Annotated in this window: 17 protein-coding genes; 9 read left to right on the top strand and 8 right to left on the bottom strand. The window is 59.1% G+C overall.

Annotation, left to right across the window (positions count from 1 at the left end; genetic code table 11):
* Positions 1-11: 11 nt before the first annotated feature.
* Positions 12-956 (bottom strand): 3-keto-5-aminohexanoate cleavage protein, encoded by a 945-nt coding sequence (locus tag ACSOSP_RS02790; RefSeq protein ID WP_455309436.1) that lies wholly within the window; start codon positions 954-956, stop codon positions 12-14.
* 381 nt (positions 957-1,337) lie between these two features.
* Between ACSOSP_RS02790 and ACSOSP_RS02785 the strand changes: the two genes are divergently transcribed.
* Positions 1,338-1,880 carry a MarR family winged helix-turn-helix transcriptional regulator gene (locus ACSOSP_RS02785; RefSeq protein WP_455309435.1) on the top strand — a complete coding sequence of 181 codons (543 nt, stop codon included), beginning with the start codon at positions 1,338-1,340 and terminating at the stop codon, positions 1,878-1,880.
* A 121-nt stretch (positions 1,881-2,001) separates the two neighbouring features.
* Here the strand turns inward: ACSOSP_RS02785 and ACSOSP_RS02780 are convergent, their stop codons facing one another.
* Positions 2,002-2,298 (bottom strand): DUF4148 domain-containing protein, encoded by a 297-nt coding sequence (locus ACSOSP_RS02780; protein WP_455309434.1) that lies wholly within the window; start codon positions 2,296-2,298, stop codon positions 2,002-2,004.
* A 551-nt stretch (positions 2,299-2,849) separates the two neighbouring features.
* Between ACSOSP_RS02780 and ACSOSP_RS02775 the strand changes: the two genes are divergently transcribed.
* From ACSOSP_RS02775 to ACSOSP_RS02760, 4 genes are all read left to right on the top strand, one after another.
* Complete coding sequence (locus tag ACSOSP_RS02775) at positions 2,850-4,187, top strand: substrate-binding domain-containing protein (protein ID WP_455309433.1); 1,338 nt, start codon at positions 2,850-2,852, stop codon at positions 4,185-4,187.
* Between the two features lie 16 nt (positions 4,188-4,203).
* Positions 4,204-6,681 (top strand): ATP-binding cassette domain-containing protein, encoded by a 2,478-nt coding sequence (locus ACSOSP_RS02770; RefSeq protein WP_455309432.1) that lies wholly within the window; start codon positions 4,204-4,206, stop codon positions 6,679-6,681.
* Between the two features lie 8 nt (positions 6,682-6,689).
* A complete protein-coding gene (locus tag ACSOSP_RS02765; RefSeq protein WP_455309430.1) occupies positions 6,690-7,700 on the top strand; it encodes an ABC transporter permease in 1,011 nt (336 codons plus the stop codon).
* A 93-nt stretch (positions 7,701-7,793) separates the two neighbouring features.
* Positions 7,794-8,942, top strand: coding sequence for a porin (locus ACSOSP_RS02760; RefSeq protein ID WP_455309428.1), 1,149 nt, complete (start codon positions 7,794-7,796; stop codon positions 8,940-8,942).
* A gap of 225 nt (positions 8,943-9,167) precedes the next feature.
* Here ACSOSP_RS02760 and ACSOSP_RS02755 read toward each other — a convergent pair whose 3' ends face one another.
* The 5 genes from ACSOSP_RS02755 to gtdA form a co-directional block, all read right to left on the bottom strand.
* Positions 9,168-9,599, bottom strand: a complete 432-nt coding sequence (locus ACSOSP_RS02755) for a hypothetical protein (protein WP_455309426.1) — start codon at positions 9,597-9,599, stop codon at positions 9,168-9,170.
* A gap of 321 nt (positions 9,600-9,920) precedes the next feature.
* Positions 9,921-11,135: a 3-hydroxybenzoate 6-monooxygenase gene (locus tag ACSOSP_RS02750; RefSeq protein ID WP_455309425.1), complete on the bottom strand. Its 1,215-nt coding sequence runs from the start codon at positions 11,133-11,135 to the stop codon at positions 9,921-9,923.
* A gap of 27 nt (positions 11,136-11,162) precedes the next feature.
* Positions 11,163-11,804: a maleylacetoacetate isomerase gene (gene maiA / locus ACSOSP_RS02745; RefSeq protein ID WP_455309424.1), complete on the bottom strand. Its 642-nt coding sequence runs from the start codon at positions 11,802-11,804 to the stop codon at positions 11,163-11,165.
* Positions 11,805-11,842: 38 nt separating this feature from the next.
* Positions 11,843-12,541, bottom strand: coding sequence for a fumarylacetoacetate hydrolase family protein (locus ACSOSP_RS02740; RefSeq protein ID WP_455309422.1), 699 nt, complete (start codon positions 12,539-12,541; stop codon positions 11,843-11,845).
* Positions 12,542-12,615: 74 nt separating this feature from the next.
* Positions 12,616-13,662, bottom strand: a complete 1,047-nt coding sequence (gene gtdA, locus ACSOSP_RS02735) for a gentisate 1,2-dioxygenase (RefSeq protein ID WP_455309421.1) — start codon at positions 13,660-13,662, stop codon at positions 12,616-12,618.
* 367 nt (positions 13,663-14,029) lie between these two features.
* On the opposite strand from gtdA, the gene ACSOSP_RS02730 reads away from it, so the two are divergent.
* Positions 14,030-14,965 (top strand): LysR family transcriptional regulator, encoded by a 936-nt coding sequence (locus tag ACSOSP_RS02730; protein WP_455309419.1) that lies wholly within the window; start codon positions 14,030-14,032, stop codon positions 14,963-14,965.
* Positions 14,966-15,000: 35 nt separating this feature from the next.
* On the opposite strand, the gene ACSOSP_RS02725 is transcribed toward ACSOSP_RS02730, so the two are convergent.
* Positions 15,001-15,540, bottom strand: a complete 540-nt coding sequence (locus ACSOSP_RS02725) for a MarR family winged helix-turn-helix transcriptional regulator (RefSeq protein ID WP_455309418.1) — start codon at positions 15,538-15,540, stop codon at positions 15,001-15,003.
* Positions 15,541-15,908: 368 nt separating this feature from the next.
* On the opposite strand from ACSOSP_RS02725, the gene ACSOSP_RS02720 reads away from it, so the two are divergent.
* Genes ACSOSP_RS02720 through ACSOSP_RS02710 form a run of 3 tightly spaced genes read left to right on the top strand, consistent with a single transcriptional unit; the run spans position 15,909 to position 20,547 of the window.
* The gene (locus tag ACSOSP_RS02720) at positions 15,909-18,866 is read left to right on the top strand and encodes a molybdopterin-dependent oxidoreductase (RefSeq protein WP_455309417.1); all 2,958 of its coding nucleotides are present in this window, start codon (positions 15,909-15,911) and stop codon (positions 18,864-18,866) included.
* Positions 18,863-19,714, top strand: coding sequence for a 4Fe-4S dicluster domain-containing protein (locus ACSOSP_RS02715; RefSeq protein ID WP_455309415.1), 852 nt, complete (start codon positions 18,863-18,865; stop codon positions 19,712-19,714). The genes ACSOSP_RS02720 and ACSOSP_RS02715 overlap by 4 nt, the downstream gene beginning before the upstream one ends.
* A 59-nt stretch (positions 19,715-19,773) precedes the next feature.
* Positions 19,774-20,547 carry an SDR family NAD(P)-dependent oxidoreductase gene (locus ACSOSP_RS02710; protein WP_455309413.1) on the top strand — a complete coding sequence of 258 codons (774 nt, stop codon included), beginning with the start codon at positions 19,774-19,776 and terminating at the stop codon, positions 20,545-20,547.
* Positions 20,548-20,640 lie beyond the last annotated feature (93 nt).

The following is a 20,640-nucleotide window of genomic DNA, read 5'->3' as shown; positions in this document are numbered from 1 at the left end:
CTTGAGTGCCGTTAGCGTTCCGGCTTTCCAACCAGCGCCCGATACTCGTTGGCGGTTGCCGGAGTGCGTCCGAGCAGGCCGGCGATGTCACGCGCCATATTGAACATTTCAAGGTTGTCCTTGAGATGCACGTCGCTGTTCGGGTGCTTCCACGGCGTGTCTTCCGTGCCGATCCGGATGTGCAATCCCATCATGGTCGCAAGCGTCGTCATGTACAGCGTTGCGCGCCCCGCAGCACAGACACTGATGACTGAGGTCGGATCAATCTTGCGAATCTGGTCGACCATCAGGAACATATGTTGGGCCATGTCCTGCGCATCGCTGACCCACGTGCCCGACACCAGGGTGCGGCCCACGTTGAACGGCAGCCCGTACAGAAGCAGCCAGTTGTACGGCTTCTTGAGAATGCCCGTATCAATGAGCTTTCGCTTGGCAAGTTCAATCTCGCCGGAGCTATGCACGGCGAGTTCCGGCTTGACGCCAGTGGCCTCGAGCGCCTCGATCGCGGGCACCATGAAGGCTTCCGGGTGACCCGGAGCGCACGGCGCAACCTCAGTCAATCCCGCACGCGCGGGGCTCATGCACATATCGAAGGTGGTGCCGTGGAGCACGTTCAGGTTCGGGACGAAGTCGTTGCCAAAGCGCGCCCTGAGCGGTTCCAGGACAGCGGTGTAGGCTTCGACGGGCGGAATGTCCCGGTCGAGGCGCCGGCCCTGTTTGTCGGTCATCCATGAAAAGTCGATGTGCACGCCGCATGCGCCCGCTTCGATCACGCTGGACGCCGCGTCCACGTATTCCTCGAGTGACGTGGTCGTCTCAAAGCGGCCGGACACAGCTGCGTTGATGGCGATCTTTGGTGACACGTCCCATTTAGGCTGCAGTTCGGGTCCGGCGAGGAACTGGTATTCCTCCATTTCACGCTTGGCGGCTTCCCAAAGTGGCAGTTTTTCAATCATGATAATCCTCTACGCAGGTAGTGAAGTAAAGGTTCGAACTGTTTCGAACCAACGGCAATCAGACTTGCAAAAAGTGTGACCATTGCGTGGCGTCGTCACTTGCATGCTGCTATCAGCGCCATCTATTAGTTAGCATTCCTATTTCAATACAAAACCGACACGATTCCCGCCCCCGGCCTCGGAACAGAGCCATAACACAAGACCGGCCTATCGTTTACTCTAGCGGATCATTTGTGCTACGATGATTCCAAGCAACATCGATTTAGATCGAATGATCTGCCTTGGAATGAATAAAGTCAAGCGCAGTAGGGAATTCCCTAGGAAGCCGCCTTGACTGCGACCCTTGTCTGGACGCCCATCTACACGTCGAGGAACGAGCTAATGGCTAAGCCCTACTTCACCGAAATCGATACGACCCTGGATGTCATCGAGCCGTCTTGCGGCTCATCGCGAAAGGAAGCGCCCGAGATCTTCGATGATCGGGGCCGGACAGTTCCGTGGATGGCCCGAACGTTGAATCGCCTCTATGACGTGCAAGCGCAGAAGGTCCTCGACCAGGAAAAAGTGTCGATCTCGCATTGGTACTACCTGCGGGTACTGGCTCAACGCGGCGAGCTGAATCAACTCGAATTGAGCAAGCGCGTTGGAATCGCCTCGACAACCGCCGTGCCCGCTCTGGACAGCATGGAAAAGCGCGGTCTGGTGAAGAGGACTCGCGATCCGAAGGACCGGCGCAAGTACTACGTCAACCTCACTGACGAAGGCAAACGTCTGGTGGACAAGATGATGCCGGAGATCATCCGCATGATCTCCGGCTCCTTCGATGGGGTGGACCCTGAAGAGATGCTCGTCTTCTGGAAGGTTTTGCATCAGATCGCGCAAAACCTCTCGGAGAAGTCCAGTGAAGACTCAGTCGTCGATTAGAAACCTGCGACTGCACTGGACGCGCATATGACAAAACGGCTGAGACTTCCCACCGGAACAGGTGGGAAAGACTCAGCCGCAACTTGCGCAATTTTCTCAAATGGCGCGTGAGCACCCAATACTACAGACCGCTTGCCGTACCGGAACGCGACGTCCCGTTAGATGCACCACCGTATCCTGAAGTGGCAGCCTGGGCGGTGGCGTTCTGTGCCTCGACCTTTGCTTCAGCAGCCTGGATGTTCTCGGGATAGTGAACATAGTCGCGCGGGTCATAACCTGCTTTCTCGACTTGCGTCAGTTCCGCGCGCACCTGCGCGCGACTCACCGGTTGACTGGACTGCGCGAACGACGCAGCGGGTGCTGCAAAAGAGCCGGCAATAAGGCCCGCAATAAAAACCGTCCTGGTGAATGACTTCATGATGATGTATCTCAACGATTGTCGTTAGTAGCGCTACAAATAACTTCTCGGCTACGGTCGACCGAAGTCTAAAGGACATGGATCACTAGGGTAAGTACTAGTTTTCCCAACTCTGCGTTGCAAGTGCGTCAACAATCGGCCAACAAGGCTTGCCTCTTTTGCGGAACGTGGCCGTCCGCAGGACAGTTGCTTCTGACGCGCTAACCGCCGTTTGCTCCAATTCTGCATCGAGGCGCGTGCCAAATCGTGTGGACGCGTTCTCGCCGGGACTCACCCGGGAACGGTTCAACTGCGCATTTCGTCTTCCCACGACTGCCGCCAACACGGCGCGTCCCATCGCTAGGGAGATTCCCTAGGGTCCTTGACTTTGATCATCCCGAAACACATTATTCGATATAAATCGATTTGTTACAGCATCATCTTATATGAAGTTAATTGCGGGAATGAAACCGGAAGACCTTCCCGGTCCTGCGATCGCCGGCTCCGAAATGTTTCATCGGATCACGTAAATAACTAAGGAATACGTACTTAATACGGAAAATAAATCGCTCGTGCAGCTGCGTAAGTGCTGCTCAAAAGCTCCTTCCGCTTCGTTGATCGTTTCAAACAACTTTACGTCTCAACCAGCATTGATTCCAAATCCATCACTCAATTCGAGGATCGTCATGTTCGATAAGTTCCGAGTCTGGCACGATGCAACGCCAAAAATGCAGAACCAGTTTGTAGTGCGCGACGGGTTGCTTACCGATCAGGACAAGTACGAAGAACTCGGCGTTGTGCGAGCTGGCGGATTCCACCGGTGCAAGAAAGTGGTCAAGGATTCTCTTCGCAAGATCGGCCTGCTGGTTTCGGCCGGTCTGATCTGCACTGCAGCACAGGCGGCCGACGATTCCCTCACGAACCGCCAGGGGGACATCACCCCTCTCTGCGGCACCAAGCCGATGATTGTTGGCGTGTCCGACGGATACGGCGGCAATACCTGGCGCAAGACAGGGTTGGCCGAGGTCAAGGATGAGCTGAGCCGTTGCAAGAACGTCAAGCGGGTCATCTACAGCAATGCCAACGGGGATCCGCAGAAGGCCAACTCGGACATCAACAGCATGGTCGCGCAAGGGATCAACGTCCTCATCATGCTCCCGGATTTCGGCGCCGTACAACTGCCGGCCATGCGATCGGCCATGAAAGCGGGCGTGCAGGTTGTACCGTATTCGGCACAGATAGCGGGCGTTCCGGGCCGCGACTATGTGGTCAACGTTGTCGGAGACTCGAAGCAGATCGGCATCCTTTGGGCTGACTGGCTCGGAGCCAATGTCAAGAAAGGCAATGTGGTGTTCATGGGCGGCTCGCCTGGCGCGGCACCGTCGCAAAATTTCATGGACGGCCTGCGGGCGGGGCTTCAGAAATACCCTAATCTGAAGCTCCTGAACGATCAGTTTGTGGTGACGAACTGGAATCCGGTGGATGCGCAAAAGGCGGCGGCAGGCCTCATTGCGCAGTACCCGCAGATTAACGCCATTGTTACGGACTACGGAGTGACTGCGCTAGCAGCGGCGAAAGCGTTCGAACAGGCACGTCTTCCCGTGCCCGCCATTGTCACAATCGCAAGCGACAACGAGCTGAACTGCCATTACCTGTCCGCCAGGAAATCTGGAGCGGCCTTTCCCTACTACACGCTCGACGGCACGACGACCTATGTTCGCTTTGCGGTGCGGCAAGGAGTGGCGGCCTATCAGGGCACGAAAGACAACGAGTCGCCCGCAGTCCTTCCTTTCGCCTACGCCGACAGCGCCCGTGGCCTCGATCCCAAGTGCGACCCCGGCGCACCGCCTGATGCCGACCTTTCCTCAGCGCTCCCCTCCGAAAAGCTCAAGGCAGTGTTTGAGCAGTAATAGCTCGAGATAAATCATGACCGACCAGAACACACTGCTGCAGATCGACGGCGTCACCAAGATCTTCCCCGGAGTGCGCGCACTCGATAACGTCACGTTCTCAGTGCTCGCCGGAGAAGTGCACGGTCTCGTCGGCGAGAACGGCGCCGGCAAGTCCACGCTCATGGCTGTTGCGTCAGGCGCGCTCGTTCCCGAGAACGGGCGCGTCGTGATCGATGGCGTAGAAACCAGGGGCGATACCGACGAGGCGCGGCGACTGGGCTTGGCGATCGTGCGACAGGAACCGGCCCTCATGCCCGACCTGAGCGTCGCCGAGAATCTTTACCTCGGTGTACCCGAGGCGCAACGTCCGTCTCTCATGCGAACGAGCGAATGGGCATACCAACTTCTGCGGCAATGGAATGACGACGTCACGATTGACGCGAGCGAGCGCGTGTCCAGCTTGAACCCTGAGCAACGCTTCATTGTCGAGATCGTGAAGGCACTTGCCGCCAAACCCAAGGTCCTGGTCCTCGATGAGCCGACCGAACATCTGCTGACCGAGGACGTCGATCGTCTCTTTGAACGCATCCGTAATGTCACGGCTTCTGGCTGCGCAGTCGTCTATATCTCGCACCGCATTCGCGAAGTACAGAAGATCGCCAATCGTCTTACCGTGCTACGCGATGGACAAGGACAAGGCACCTACGACGCGGCTGGCCTCAGCGAGCAGCAGATTGTCGAACTCATCGTCGGCGGGGCGCTCGACCGGGAGTTCCCCGCCAAGGCAGGAAATAGCCGCGCCGGCATGGTCGTCGATGTCGTGTCGCTACGCGGTGCAGGCTTCACCGATGTATCGCTTCAGGTCCGCGAGGGTGAAATCGTGGGCCTCGCCGGCATAGACGGCAATGGACAACGCGAGTTCATGCGCGCCCTTGCCGGTCTGGCCCGAAGCCGCGGTAGCGTCACCGTGAACGGGAAGCCGGCAAGACTTCGCAATTCCCAGGCTGCCGCCGCTTCAGGTATTCGGTGTCTCCCCGGCGACCGGCACAGGGAAGGCATCTTCGGTGACCTGTCCGTGCGCGAGAACTTCTCGATCCGCAGTCTTCCGTTCGACTCCGTCAAAGGCTGGATCAGCCAGAGAAGTGAAGCCAGGCGCACCAGACTGGCAATCGAAGGGTTCGCCGTCAAGACGCCGTCCGTTGAGACACCCATCCGCTCCCTGTCGGGAGGCAATCAGCAAAAGCTCGTCCTGGCGAGTGTCCTCGCAAGCAAACCCGAGCTGCTCCTCGTCGATGAGCCGACGCAAGGCGTGGACGTTGGAGCCCGGATGGAAATCTACAAAGTGCTTCGTCAGGCTGCTGCAGGCGGCACCGCTGTCATCGTCGTCTCCTCGGACGCGACGGAAGTGGCGGGCCTGTGCGACCGGGTGTTGATTTTCTCTCGCGGTCACATCGTCAAGGAACTGCGCGACGCGGCCGTCAGCGAGAACAACATCACGTCTGCGGTGCTTACCGCGACCACCGAGCGTGAGAGAGCTTCGGCCGGCATAGCGGGACTCTGGAAGTGGGCTTCCGGAGACTGGGCTCCTCTTGTGATGCTTGCGCTGGCAGTCTGCGCTCTGGGACTGTACGCAACGCATGTCAACGAAACCTACCTGTCCGCGCGAAACCTGAGTGGGATGCTGGCGCTGGTGGCGACGCTAGCCATCGTCGCATATGGGCAGCAGGCGCTTATGCTGGTCGGAGGTATCGACCTGTCTGTCGGTCCTCTCATGGGCTTGATGGTCGTCATACAGTCCTTCTTCCTGAACGACGGGGCCACCGCGGGGCATCAGCTGTCGGGATGGGTCATCGTGTTTCTGGTCGCTATAGCAGTCGGGCTGGTGAACTGGGTGCTGGTCGGCCCCTTCCGGCTGCATCCAATGGTCGCAACGCTGGCGACCTACATGGCTTTGCAGGCGGTTTCCCTTCTGCTGCGCCCCGTTCCAGGTGGACTGATCGCTGATTCGGTGGTTGAAACAATTGGTGCGCAGGCCGGATTTATACCCGTTATCGCCATTGTTGCGGTCGTTCTCGCCGTCACGCTTGAGTTTGCCCTCTTCAAGACCCGCCTTGGTCTCGTGTTTCGTGGCGTGGGCTCACGCATCGAAGCTGCTCGCATGGCGGGCGTGCGCTCGCATCTCACGCTGCTTACGGCGTATGTGGGCTGCTCGCTCCTCGCCGGCATAGCCGCCGTGCCGATGATGGCGCAGGTTGGGTCAGGCGACCCGAGTGCAGGCATCAACTACACGCTGGCCAGCATCGCAGCAGTCGTCATCGGCGGGGCAAGCCTGTTTGGCGGACGCGGGTCTTTTGTCGGCTCCCTGCTTGGCGCCCTTCTCATCATCCAGGTCAATGTGGTCACGTCCTTTCTGGATATCGGTGATTCATGGCAGTCCTATCTGTTGGGCGGGATGATCCTTGCGTCGGTCGCCCTTTATTCCAAGAGCCGCGAAATGGCGGTGGCAAAATGAGAAAGCTCATGAGCAATCACGCAGATGCGGTGCCAGATCTCTTGCGGACGTCGTCCGCGAGTTCGAAGCTGGTCCGGGTTCCGGCATTCAGTGAGTTCTGGTGGATCTGGGTCGGATTAATAGTTCTGTTCGCCGTCAGCCTCGTGGTCGCACCCGGCACCATGACCCGGGGTTCGATCCTGGCCATGCTTCCGTTCGCAGGCATTCTCGCCATTGTCGCAACCGGACAGACCCTGGTCATCCAGCAGCGCGGCCTCGACATGTCAGCAATTGGCATGGTCTCGCTTGCCGGGGTGGTAATGGCTCGCAGCGGATTGGGTCTGGATTCCATCGTCCTCGCCGTACTCTTTACCGTGTGCGTGGGCGCGATTGTCGGAATCATCAATGGAACACTGGTCTCGCAGTTTGCGATAACACCTTTGGTTGCAACGTTGGCCGTCAACGCGCTGCTCATCGGCGCCGTCCGCTCGTTGACCGGCGCGGTCCCCGTCAACGTCCCGACCGTCATGCAGACCATCTCGCACGCCCAGTTCATTGGTCTGCCCGCTAACGTACTGTTCGCTTTCGCGTTCGTGGTGACGGCGTGGTTCATCACCCGCAAAACCGCGATCGGACGCCGGTTTGTCGCTGTGGGTGTGAATCCGCGCGCGGCAGAAGCCGCCGGGGTGAGGGTCTTGCAATACAAGATTGGTGCTTACGTCGCATCTGCGGTCTGCTTCTCTGCCGCCGGCATGCTCCTGGCCGGATTCATTGGCAGCGCGTCGCAGACGTCGGGCAACGACTATCTGCTACCTGCCATTGCGGCTGTAGTGGTGGGCGGCACGCCTTTCACCGGCGGCAAAGGCAGCGTTATAGCCAGCGCGGTCGCGGCGCTGTTCATGGCGCAGCTTAGCCAGCTCGTGCTGGCACTTGGCGCGGGGCCAGCAGTTCAACTGCTGGTACAGGCATGCGCAATTCTGCTGGCAACCACCATTCGCCATCTACCCGCAGCAATAAGAGCGTTTCGTAAAAACTCGTAGTGGATGGTAGTAGCTGTGAGGTCTGAGCCAATTTCTTCCGGGCAAGTGTTGTATTGACTCGAAAGACAAGCATTTCCGGCTGCAAACCTGACTATGCAAGCCGCTTTCACCGACGCGACAGAGGTCGTCAAGCAATTTCCCGAGACTCTTTTTAATCATAAGGATGACGAAATGAAAAAGATCATTTATTGCGCATCGTTGTTGGCTTTCGGCGCCTGCAACGCTTATGCGCAGAGCACTGTGACCCTGTACGGACGCGTTGCATCGGGTCTGGATTTTGTCACGAACGTCGCAACGCCAAACGGGCAGTCGAAGAACAACTACAGGTTCGGCAGCGACCAGTATGGGTACAGCTGGTTCGGCCTGACAGGCGATGAAGACCTTGGCGCGGGCGTGCACGCGGTCTTTAAACTCGAAAGCCTTTTTACCGCCGGAAATGGTCAGACTCCGCCTAACACGATCTTTACCCGCGACGCGTACGTGGGTTTGGCCGACGAGAAATTTGGAAGTATCTGGTTCGGAGAGGCCATGAGCCTGACCGACGAAACCGGCTGGTACATTGACCCGTTAGGGGAGCAGGTAGGGATAGGCGTTGGCAACTTCGCCTACGGGCGAGCATGGGGGCCGCGATCAAACGTCGTCACTTACAACTCACCCAAATGGTCCGGCTTCTCTTTCCGCGTGCAGGACGGATTCGGCAACGAGGCTGGAAACTTTCGCGGTGGACGTCAGTTCAGTGTAAGCGCCCAGTACACCCTCGCCAGCTTCGCCGCGTACGGAGTCTATGAGGAAGTCCACGACGCCAAGGGGAATTATTCAGACCTGTATGCCGCGTCACGAGAATACATGGTGGGCGCCACATACACATTGGGCGGGCTGAAGTTCTACACCGGCTATCAGCAACTGGTCTCGTCCGGACAGGATACGGTCGCCACTTCGTTCAATCCTTTCGCCGCCACGCGCAGCCAGCAGGAATGGATAGGCGCCTCGTATCAGGCGACCCCTGCTTTCGCCGTCCAGGCCGCCTGGTATCACGGTAATGTGAATCATGGCGGCGGCACGGGGAATCTCGGGGCTATCGGCACCACCTACAACCTGTCCAAACGGACCTTCCTCTACTTGACCGTCGGGGCGATGTTCAACGGCAAGAACGCCTCGTTCCCGGTTGAGACGGCCGACTCTCAACCGCTGCCGGGCCACAACCAGCAAGGCGGCTACTTCGGCATCATGCACTACTTCTAACCTGCGGGTGATGGCGTACAGATACCTGTACGCCATCACCCAGAGTCGCGTTGAAACACCACCTTTCCGTAATCTTGGCAAGGTTCGCGTCGCCGGGCTGTTATTCCGGGCTGTTATTGGGCAGCTGGACGCGAGTACGCAAACACACATGTCTGCCCGCCCGTCCTGCGCGACCTTGCATCACATCGGGTAGACGGACAAGGCCGCGCAACAAGTCGTTCGGAACTATACCAACGGCGTAACCGTGTTATCCACACCCAGCAGAGCCTTCCCGTAGAGCTCGGCTCCAATAGCAGGGAGGACAATCGCATGACGGGCCGCCGTGTTCGAATCACGCCACCAGCGTTGCATCGGACTCGCTTCGGCGAAGCTTCCCGCGCCGTGAGCAAAGATCAGCGTGTTCAAAGCATCGGTGATATCAGACGCTACAACACCCGTATCAGCCCGGACCCGCGCCCGCGTGATGTAGCTCGGCGCTTCATTGCGGCGCGCCAGGTCATCGATCTCATCCGCAGCATGGAATGCGCGCAAATGAGCGCTATCGATCTTCAGCGCAGCTTGCGCCACTTGCACCTGGAACACGGTCGAATCGGTTTGCTTGGTAGACGAGGTGTACGCAATTGCTCGTTGAGGCGCCTTCTCGATCACGTACTTCACGCCGCGCGGCCGATGCCCACGCCCCGTTCTCGTCGTGCTCTGCGCAACCGAGAATCGCCCATTGAGCGTGCAGCGAACCCGATGAAAAGTACCACTTGCCCGACATGACTAACCCGCCCTCGACACGACGTGGCGCCGGCAAGCCAAAGTGGATCGACAAGATCCATACAGAAGATGGGCAACGCTTCATGTCGTATCGGCTGCCTACTTAGCTCGGCATCGTCTCGACGACGACTATGATCCAAGTCTCCGCCAGGCTAACGCAACGCCTGGATTGGACGCGTCAGTTTGATCCGACTACACCACCTGCCAGCCGCCCCGTCACGCCTCAGATGCGCCCTTCAGGCAGTCCTCCGCGCGCCAGCCGTGCAGCCATTGCAGCGCGTCGTAGAACTGCTCCTGCGTGCGGCCGACCCAAAGCGAATTCCGGACTTGCCGCTCCACGCCCTTTGCGTGGTAGATACGGCCCATCTCACGAGCCGAGTACAGCACGCGCGCCGTGCGCGGAATACGTGCGCTCTCGTACAGTTTGAACGCAGCTTCGAAATCGCCATCCGTCGCAGCGACGGCGGCGCCGAGCGTGACGGCATCTTCTAGCGCCTGGCAAGCGCCTTGTGCCAGGTATTGCGTCATAGGATGCGCCGCGTCACCGAGCACCGTTGCGCGTCCGTAACTCCATCGCTCGACCGGGTCCCGGTCCGCCGTGGCCCAGCGCTTCCATGAGGTCGGCCGGTCGAGCATCTGATGCGGCAGCGGATGAATGCCTTCGAAGTAAGACAGCACTTCCTGCTTGCTGCCTTCCCGCACACCCCACTCCTCCTTCTCGCGACTGTGGAACGTAACGACCAGGTTGTATTGGCGGCCGCCGCGCAGCGGATAGTGCACGAGGTGGCAATGCGGGCCGGCCCACACCACCGGCGCATTGATCTGCAGGTCCTCCGGCATGTTGTCGACGTCGACGACGGCGCGATACACAACATGTCCCGTCACTCGATGTTCGTCGCCGATCAACGCCTTACGTATTGCCGACTTCACGCCATCGCAGCCGATCACGGCATCCGCGTGGTACCGCTCGCCGTTTTGATCAACGACAGTCACGCCGTCGGCGTTCTGGTCCAGTTCGCAGACCTGTGTGTTGGTGCGAAACTGGATCAACGGATGATCTTTCACTGCTTCGAGAATGCACAGGTGAATGTCGGCCCGATGAATCACCGCATACGGATTGCCGAAGCGCGCACGATATGGGGCGCCGACGTCGATCCGCATCACTTCCCTTGCGTCGAGCGCATCCATTAACTTCAGGTAGTCCGTGAATACGGCGCGGCTGCGTGCCGCCTCACCCACGCCCAGCGCATCGAGTGCGTTAAACGCGTTTGCGGCCAATTGGATTCCCGCGCCGATTTCCTGGATCTCGGGAGCCTGCTCGAGCAGTTGCACGCGGATGCCTTGACGCGCGAGCGCCAGCGCGGTGGCCAGGCCGCCAATGCCGCCGCCGATCACGAGTACGCGCCGGCCTTTGTTGTTTGTCTCACTCATGTCTTTCTCCAAACTTGAATACTGCAATCATCCGATGTAATCGGGCTGCCGCTGCGGCTGCGAGGCGTCGAATGCCGCGTGTTTCAACGCGTGTTCATATACGGCCAGGCTGCGCGGATACGCGCTCAGGTCGCAGTCCATGCGCAGCGCGTTGGCGATCTGCGGCACAAGGCACACATCGGCGAGCGTCGGTTGCGCGCCAAAGCACCACGGACCTGGGTTGCTGCGTACAAGCATCCGCTCGACACCCGCCATGCCTTCCGCAATCCAGTGCCGATACCAGGCGCTCTTCTGCTGGGGCGTGACCTTGAGTTCTGTCTCCAGGTATCGCAACACCCGCAGGTTATTCACCGGATGAATGTCGCAAGAAATCAGCGAAGCAAATTCGAGCACGCGCGCACGCATTACCGGTTCGGCCGGAATCAGGCGTGGATCCGGGTACTTCTGGTCGAGGTAATCGATGATCGCGAGCGACTGGCCGAGATTGAAATCGCCGTCGATCAATGCGGGCACCGACGCGGATGGATTCACGTTCGCGACATAGTCCGGGGCGCGATGTTCGCCGACGCGGATGTTGACGGGAAGCGTCTCATACGCGAGCCCCTTGAGCGTGAGCGCAATGCGCACGCGGTATGACGTCGAGCTGTTGAAGAAGCTATGGAGTTGCACGAGTAGGTCTCCGATCAATGCAGGTCACGTATTTCACGTCAGCCCACGCGCACCGTTACTTCGCCAAGACGCTCGACGCCGACCTTCATCGTGTCGCCCTTCTTCACCGCTCCCACGCCTTCGGGCGTGCCCGTGAAAATCACGTCGCCCGGTTCAAGGCGGAAGAACTTCGACAGATACGCAACCGTCTCTGCTACCGACCAGATCAGATGCGACACGTCGCTCTTCTGTTTGGTCTCGTCGTTGACGGTCAGCCACAGGGCGGCGCTATCGAAGTGCCCGACCTCGCTTGCCGGATGAATCGGCCCGATCGGCGCCGAGTGGTCAAACGCCTTGCCGATTTCCCAGGGACGGCCCATCTCACGCATTTTCATCTGCAAGTCGCGGCGCGTCATGTCGAGGCCGACGGCGTAGCCCCACACGTGATCGAGCGAGCGTTCGAGCGGGATATCCGAGCCGCCCTTGCCAATCACGGCGACCAGCTCCGCTTCGTAATGGTAGTTCGTCGTCTGCGACGGATAAGCCAGTTCGAGCGTTTCGCCGTAGGCGACGGGCACCACGGCATCGGCCGGCTTGCAAAAAAAGAACGGCGGCTCGCGATCGGGATCGAAACCCATTTCGCGTGCATGCGCGGCGTAGTTGCGCCCCACGCAATAGACGCGGCGCACTGCGAATTGAGCGTCGCTGCCGGCGACGGGAACAGCGACGGGCGCTTCGGGCGGGAAAACAAATGCCATGATGAGTTCGACTCGTTGGATAGAGGATTAATCACGCGCCGCCAATACTGCGCGCAGAAAGAAAGGGGATGCGTCTAGCTGCGCTCTTCGCGCAGCAGGTTCAGCGCGGCGAGCACGGGACGATCCGAATAGCTGAACAACACGCTTTCCGACGATGCCGCCAGTTGCACGGGCGCCCACGACGGCGCGATGAACACGTCGTGCGGTTCGAAGGCGAATTCGTCGTTGCCGATCCTGACCGTGCCGCTGCCTTCGACGACGCAATACACGGTTGCATCGGTGCTGCGATAGGTGCGGCCCTTGAAACCCGCAGGCAGGTATTGCATGAAGGTCGCAATGGTCGGCATCGGCCAGCCGCCCGTAGCGGGATTCACGTAGCGCAGTTTCACGCCGTCCCATTCGTCGAGTTCGCCGTTGCGGTACAGCGCGTCGAGCGCTTCCCGGCTACGTTCATATGGATAGCTGAATATTGGTGAAGTGGGATCGGACACGCGATGTCGCACGGGCACCATGTTGTGGCCGAAACGCGCGAAGCTATCGCCCTCGGCGCGCGACACCGGCTGCGTCATCTCGGGGTAGTTCTCAGCGAAACCGGCGTCCATTTGTGCGACGAGCGGAATATCGAGGCCATCGAGCCACACGACAGGCTCTCCGCCCTCTTCCACGGAAGGGTTGCCGTGGTCGTGCCATGTCCACGAAGGCGTAATGATGAAGTCGCCCGGATGCATGGTCGTGCGCTCACCATTCACGGCTGTCCACGCGCCCTCGCCTTCGACGATGAACCGAAGCGCCGACTGCGTGTGCCGGTGGCTGGGCGCAATTTCGCCTGGCAGGATCAGCTGGAGTCCGGCGTACAGGTTTGGCGTCATGCTCGACTTGCCGGGCAGCCCCGGGTTTTCGAGCACCAGCACGCGGCGCACGGCTTCTTCGGCGCTTATCACGGACCCTGCCTGCATCACCAGGTCACGCACTTGCGCGTACTTCCAGATGGCGGGCTGCGCTTTCGGTTGCGGCGTTTTCGGCACGAGGTTGTGCAGCGATTCCCACAGCGGGGCCATGCGCTGCCGTGCGATTTGCTCGTAGTAGGCGGCGCGCGAAGCGCCTGGGTTGTTATTTGTCATTCGCGTCTCCTATGTCGACCAGAGTTGGCGCTTCAGCGCCCTACTCTGGTCCCATGCCGTGCGAGTCGACCAGAGTTGGCGCTTCAGCGCCTTACTCTGGTCCCATGCTGTGCGAGTCGACCAGAGTTGGCGTGTCGGCTGGAGTTGGCGCTTTAGCGCTTACTCCAGCCCCATAGCGCTTACTCCAGCACCATGCAACCTGGTTGCGTTCAGTCTCATTTGATTCGGGCGCGTCAGTCTCGCAGTCCCCATGCATCATTTATATGCGACAAAGCTATACTCAGTAAAATGGCGAAAACATCTGATCCATATGTTTTCGGATATAGCTTCGCAAGCCTTAGCGGGAGCCTGGAAGGAGGATTGGGCAATGGACTGGACCTATCGCCTGCGTCTCAGGCATCTACAGGTACTGCTGAGCCTTGCGAGCACGGGCAACCTCAGCCAATCGGCAACGGCGCTCAACACAACGCAGCCGGCACTGTCGAAATGGCTGAAGGAACTTGAGGAGGACGTCGGCCTGCCCCTCTTCGAGAGACATGCGCGGGGTCTGAGGCCCACGTCGTACGGCGAGGCGCTGATCGAGCACGCGCGCCGGATCGAAGCGCATCTCGACATTGCGCGTGATGATATGCAGGCGCTGCGCGCGGGCGGCAGCGGCCTCGTTAGTATTGGGACATCGGGAGTGTCGGCCGCGGACACGGTGCCGCTCGCCGTGTCGCGGCTTCTCGAACGCATGCCGCGCGCCCAGGTGCGGCTCGTCGAAAGCACGATGAACCAGCTCATGCCGCAGCTGGCGCGTGGGGAACTGGATATTGTCGTCGGCCGCTCGGGTCAGCAGTACGACGATCCTCGGCTGCAGACCGAGACGCTCTATACGGAGCCGATCAACTTCGTCGCGGGACCGCAGCACCCGCTCGCCGGGAACTCATCGCTGACCTGGGATGACGTCCTCGCCTATTCGTGGATCGTCTGGCCGCAACGCACGCCGGTGCGAACTGCACTGGAGGCAGCGCTTGCGGCGGAGGGACGCGCACTGCCGGCCCATTGCGTCGAATCCAATTCGTCGATTCTCAACCTGACGCTGCTCAATAACACGGAACTGGTGGGCGTCGCCTCGCATCGGGCCGCGCTTCGCTTCGAACAATTGAACGCACTTTCTATTCTGCCCGTTCAACTCGAGGGCTTCGGCTCAGTGTCGCTCTACTGGCACGCCGAGAACGTCAATCGCGCGGCGGTGGCCATGGCACTGGAAAGCCTTCGCACTTTCGCGGACCCGCACATGAATGAATGGCACACCGCTTGACGCCTCCGCTTGACGCCTCGGACACTATCGCCAGTTCAATCCACGATCGTATCGTCTTGCGCCTTCTGCATAAGGTTTGTTTCGATCTGATGCATCACTTTCCAGAAAGTACGCATATCTCTCTGGGTAATCCCATCGAGCGACGACGAAATCATGTCGGTCAACTCGGGCAGCATTTCGTCTACCAGACGCTTACCCTCGGGTTGCAGATTGACAAAGTACTTTCGTCTGTCGTTAGGGTCTCGCGTTCGTTGCACAAGGCCGCGCTTTTCCAGGTTATCCAGGGCGGGTACCGCTGTAGTGGATGCAATGCCCACGCGCTTGCTGAGCTCCAGCTGGTTTAGTTCACCGCGCTCTGCCAGTACACGAAGGTAGTACCAGTACGCGATAGCCAAGTTCTCCCGGTCAAGGATCTTCTGCGCTTGTGCGTCGTAGAGCCTGTGCACCGTTCGCGCCATCCACGGCACAGTCCTGCCGCGATCATCAAATACATCCGAAGATTCTTTCGCTCCCGATCCCGGTCCTACAGCAACGGTCATGGTTGCTTTGGCCGCAGCAGAGTTTGACTTGGGCATTCGCTCATTCCTTGACGTAAGGGTGGCCAATCGGACGCGGAGCCGACCGGCAAAAAAGATGACGATGACACATGTGTTGTCGGGAGATTCCCTAAGAACCTTGACTTCATTCGTCCCGATTAATCTCATTCGATATAAATCGATCTTAGATGGAATCGTCTTTGTGCAAATAATCCGTCACGAGGAAGATCATACAACAGGTGCCGACGCATTCGTCTGAATCTGCGCAGCCTCTTATGGTGCGGTACCGCAAACAACAACCATGAGACGGGACGGGTAGTTCAACTGGTTGGCAAACATCATTGCGTCGTCGTTCGGGATTGGTTATCGCGCCTTGTGATGGCGCATTCAGCTCAGGGAAGGCTCGTATGCAAAGACACATCCTCGTACTCATACTCTGGCTGATGCCGACTGTTCTAAGAATAGCGGCACGCAGGTTTCCGTCCGTGCGTGCACATCTTGTCGCGGGGGACTGGGTGATCCAGCTTCGGCTGCGGGACAACAGCCTCGCAAGGCAGCTTCATTTCAAAAACGGCACCGTGTCGGGGCGCTGGGGGGTGGCTCCTCGGCCCGATGCCGAACTTGTCTTCATGGATGCCGCCACAGCACGCCAGATGCTGGCGCCCACGACCGATCATGCGTTCCTGATCGATGCGCTCAAGAACTTCAAGATCACGCAAGGCGGCAGCGATCAGGCGCTCGTCTGGTTCGGGCAACTGGTGAACACCATGAAGACGGCGTCCTGGCGCACGGGTACCCCGATGAAGGATGGAACGACCCGCTATGTCACGCTCACAAATGGGGGACCGGTTTTTGTCTTCGTCAAGGACGGCAAGATCATCCGGACGACTCCCATCGATCTCGCGGAGGAGGACGGACCAAGCTGGACCATCACCGCGCGGGGCCGCCGGTTTTCGCCCGCACGACGTGCAACCGTCAGCCCCCACGCGCTCTCACTCAAATCCCTCGTCTATTCCGACAAGCGAATTCTTTATCCAATGAAGCGGGTCGATTTCGACCCAAACGGAGAACGCAATCCTCAGAACCGCGGTATTTCCGGCTACGAGCGCATCAGTTGGGACGAAGCGCTCAACGTAGTCGCCGGTGAAATCCGCCGCATGAAGCAGGAGCATGGTCCTGGTGCTATCGCGATGGCCACCGGTGCGCACCATCAATGGGGAAACGTGAACTACTACCTGAGCGCCATGCAGCGCTTCGGTAACCTGATTGGATACACCCGCATCGAAATGAGCCCGATCAGCTGGGAAGGCTGGTATTGGGGCGCCATGCATCACTACGGCAACAGCCTGCGCCTGGGCACGCCGAGCTTTTATGGCACCACCGTAGACTGTCTTGAACACGCGGAGGTGATCGTCTTCTGGTCGAGCGATCCCGAGTCGACCAGCGGGGTGTACGCCGGGTTCGAGGGCACCGAGCGCCGCTTGTGGGCGAAACAGCTCGGGATACAGTTCGTTCACATCGACCCGTACCTGACGCAATCAGCCCAGTTCCTCGGTGGAAAATGGCTACCGATCAAGCCCGGCACCGATTCAGCGCTCGCGATCGCCATCATGCATGAATGGATGATCAGTGGCAGCTATGATAAGGAATACGTATCATCCAAGACGACTGGCTTCGACGAATGGCGTGCCTATGTCCTCGGTGAAGAGGATGGCACGCCGAAGACGCCTGAGTGGCAGGAAGCTGAAACCGGCATTCCCGCGAAAGACGTCCGCAGTCTCGCGACGTTGTGGGCGTCAAGGAAGACGTACCTCGCTGCAGGAGGCCTTGGCGCAGGCTTTGGCGGAGCATGCCGCACAGAGGCCGGCGCTCAATGGACGCGAAGCCTCGTCATGATGATGGCCATGCAGGGATGGGGGAAACCCGGGATCAACTTCGGCAATCTTCAGATCGGTGCTCCCCAGGACCTGAACTTCTACTTTCCCGGTTACGCCGAGGGCGGAATTTCGGGCGACCTGACTTACACCGCGAGCGCAGCCAACAACTATTGCCGCATGCCTCACATCATCACGATCAATCCGGTGAAGCAGTCCATTCCTCGTCAACGGCTTGCCGAGGCCATCACGCAGGGACGTGCGGACGGTTACTTCTGGGACGGCTTCTCGGCTGAAGGACAATTTGGCCAATACTCGTATCCGAAGCTGGGCCATTCGCGGGTTCACATGCTGTACCGCTACGGCTCGTCTTCTTTCGGCACGGTTCCAGGCTCGAACAGACTGATCGAAGCGTATCGTGATTCATCCCTCGAGTTCGTCGTCAATCAATCTATATGGATGGAAAACGAAGCGCAGTTTGCAGACATCATCCTGCCAGCATGTACCGCGCTCGAGCGTGACGATATTTCCGAATGGGCAAACTGTGGCGGCTACATCCAGCATGCGCAGAGCCAGCTCAATCATCGCATGATGATCATGCAGCACAAATGCATCGAGCCTCTCGGCGAATCCAAGTCGGACTATGAGATCTTCCTGGAGATCCTGACAAAGCTCGGCTATGGCGGCATGTACTCGGAAGGCGGTGGATCGGAACTGACCTGGTGCGAACGGATATTCAACTCCACGGATCTTCCGAAGCAGACCACGTGGAAGAAATTCCTGCAGAAAGGCTATCACGTCGTGCCGCCTCCCAAGGACGATGACAAGCAACCGGTGGACATGCGCTGGTTCGCAGAGGGCCGCACCAAAGACTTGCCGGAAGCTAACCCTCTTCCCGGCGTGTATTCGACCGGGTTCAGCCAGGGGCTGCCAACGCAGTCAGGCAAGTTCGAGTTTGTTCCGTCCAGCCTGCGCCGTATCGAGCAGATCGATCCCGCGAGGCCGGCGGTCAACCGGTACATCAACAGTCAGAGCGGTGTGAAACAAAAGTTTCCGCTACAACTCGTGACCAATCACCCGGTCTACAGCTTCCACACCCAGGCCGATGGAAAAAATAGCCACATCAGCACGATCAATGAGCACCGGATGAACGTTGGAGGCTACCGATACTGGGTCCTGCGCATGAGCCCCATAGATGCTTCGGGGCGCGGCCTGCAGGCGGGCGATCTGGTGCGTGTCTACAACGCCCAGGCGTCGGTCATCTGCGCAATCGACGTTTCGCAACTCATCAAGGATGGCGTTGCGCGCGCAAACGAATCATGCGGTGAACTCGATCTGGTCCAGACGTCGGTCGGGTTGGTCGATCGCGGAGGTTGTCTCAATCTCCTGACGCCAGGGCGAAAGATGAGCGCAACCGCAGACGGAATTATTCCCAACAGTTGCTGGGTGGAGGTGGAGAAATGGGACACGACACTGGAGAAGGCAGCATGAGCTGGGCCATGGTAGTGGACGTTTCCCTCTGCATCAATTGCAGAAACTGCGTGCTCTCGACAAAAGACGAGTACACCGGAAACGAGTTCCCCGGTTATTCCGCACCGCACCCTCCCGAGGGGCTCGATACGATTCGTGTCGAACGTCATGTTCGGGGAGAGGGGTCACTGGTGGACGTGACTTATATTCCGAAGATGTGCAATCACTGCGATAACGCTCCATGCATCAAGGCAGCGCCCGATGGAGCAATCTATAAACGCCCGGACGGCGTCGTGGTCATTGACCCGGAGAAGTCACGCGGCAGGCTGGATCTGGTGAAGACCTGCCCCTTCGGCATGATTGAATGGAACGAACAGGAACAGGTGCCGCAGAACTGGAATTTTGATGCGCACCTGCTTGACGCCGGATGGAAAGAACCGCGTTGCGCACAAGCCTGCCCGACGAAGGCGCTTCGCGCGCTAAACATGCCCGACAAAGAACTGGAAGAAATGGTGCAGAAGGAGCACCTCTCGGTCATGCACCCCGAGTTCGGCACCAGGCCTCGCGTCTTCTACCGCAATCTGGATGACGCTCTAAGCTACCTGGTAGCGGGCAACGTCAGCGAAGCCACTGGCGACGGCCGTCTGCGAAACCTGGCGGGTGTTGAAGTCGTGCTGTGCGACTCCGCCGGCGGGGACGAACCCACCGAGCGCACCACGACGACTGATCATTTCGGAGATTTCCGCTTCTCGGGTCTGACTGAGCAAACCTCGACAATGGAACTGCGGGTTCGCAAAGACGGCAATGAAAAAATCATCGCAACAAGAGAGCGCATTGGGAGCGTCAACCTCGGCACGCTGTTGTGTTGAGTTATCGTGAAGTGCGTTGAAACGTTATCCACATTCTAACAATCGTAGGAGACACGCACATGGAGTTGAACAAGAAAGTGGCGGTTATCACGGGCGGAGACAGCGGAATCGGATTCGCTTCGGCACGGCTGTTCCTCGAAGCGGGCGCGGATGTCGTCATCATGAGCAACAATCCTGAAACGCTCGGCGTCGCTCGCAGTCAGCTTGGCGCCAGCGTCGTGACGATCGAGGCCGATGTCACGAATACTGAAGCCCTCGGCGCCGCCTTCGCAGAAGTGGATCGCCGGTTTGGTCGTATCGATGTCCTGTTTGCAAGTGCCGGCGTGGTATCTCCCACCCCTTTGGAGAATGCGTCCAGCGAGCTCTTTGAACGCGTGCTCAGGATCAACGTGGCCGGGAGCTTCTATACGGTGCAAGCCGCGCTCCCCTACCTTCGCTCCGGATCGTCAGTTATCCTGATCGGCTCCATTGTCGCAACAATGGGAATCGCAGGATTCGGGGCATATGCTGCCAGCAAAGCCGGACTATCGGGCATGGCGCGTGCACTGGCCTCCGAACTTACGCCTCGAGGCATTCGTGTCAACACGCTGGTTCCTGGTCCCACCCGAACCCCGATCTGGAACACCCTCGCCCATACGGAGAAGGACTTGCAGGAGCTTGAGAAAAGCCTGATCAGAAGTATTCCGATTGGCCGTCTCAACGATGCCGAGGAGGTGGCCCGAGCCGCGCTTTTTCTCGCGTCGGACCACTCAAGCAGCATGCAGGCGGCGGAAATCGTTATCGATGGCGGCGCATCCCGCGCCCCGCAGGGCGCACCCGCTTATCGCGTTTGATTCACCGGCGCGTCAAAACAAGGCGCGCCAGTGTCGCCGCGGTCAAATGCGCTTCTTGCTTCGGGGTCCCCTTCGATAGCGGGCATTTGTCGC

Source organism: Caballeronia sp. KNU42 (genome assembly GCF_053760385.1).
The sequence above is the reverse complement of the archived record's forward strand: the minus strand, read 5'-3'. Positions and strand labels throughout refer to the sequence as shown.